This window comes from Bacillus sp. EB600 (assembly GCF_024494385.1).
Taxonomy (GTDB): Bacteria; Bacillota; Bacilli; order Bacillales; family Cytobacillaceae; genus JAEVLT01.
Map to the genome: position 1 here is coordinate 1 of NZ_JAEVLT010000162.1, position 464 is coordinate 464.

The window sequence follows — 464 nt, forward strand, 5'->3', positions numbered from 1 at the left end:
TTTTTCAAGCGAACTCGTTCAGAAAAAACTTCTTCTATAATTATCTAGTTTTGAGGGAATGAAAAATTTAAAATTTCCTCTTGAAAAATTTTTAAAAGATATTATAATAATATATGTCTTAAAAAATTAGTCTGGTAATAATGGCGAGAAGGTCACACCCGTTCCCATACCGAACACGGAAGTTAAGCTTCTCAGCGCCGATGGTAGTTGGGACGCAAGTCCCTGTGAGAGTAGGACGTTGCCAGGCTGGGATTATTCCGCAGTAGCTCAGTGGTAGAGCTATCGGCTGTTAACCGATCGGTCGTAGGTTCGAGTCCTACCTGCGGAGCCATTTTCAATAAAATTAGATTTATTTTTTTTGCAACAAGCGGTAGACATGCTTCCATAGCTCAGTAGGTAGAGCACTTCCATGGTAAGGAAGAGGTCAGCGGTTCGAGCCCGCTTGGGAGCTTATTATAAATATA

General features: G+C 40.7%; 2 tRNA genes and 1 rRNA gene. All 3 read left to right on the forward strand.

Features of this window, described 5'->3' with window-relative positions:
• The first annotated feature begins 130 nt into the window (after positions 1-130).
• The 3 genes from rrf (at position 131) to JN080_RS29170 (ending at position 451) form a co-directional block, all read left to right on the forward strand.
• A 5S ribosomal RNA gene (gene rrf, locus JN080_RS29160) occupies positions 131-247 on the forward strand.
• 9 nt (positions 248-256) lie between these two features.
• Positions 257-331, forward strand: a tRNA-Asn gene (locus JN080_RS29165).
• A gap of 47 nt (positions 332-378) precedes the next feature.
• Positions 379-451: transfer RNA gene (locus JN080_RS29170), tRNA-Thr, on the forward strand.
• Positions 452-464 lie beyond the last annotated feature (13 nt).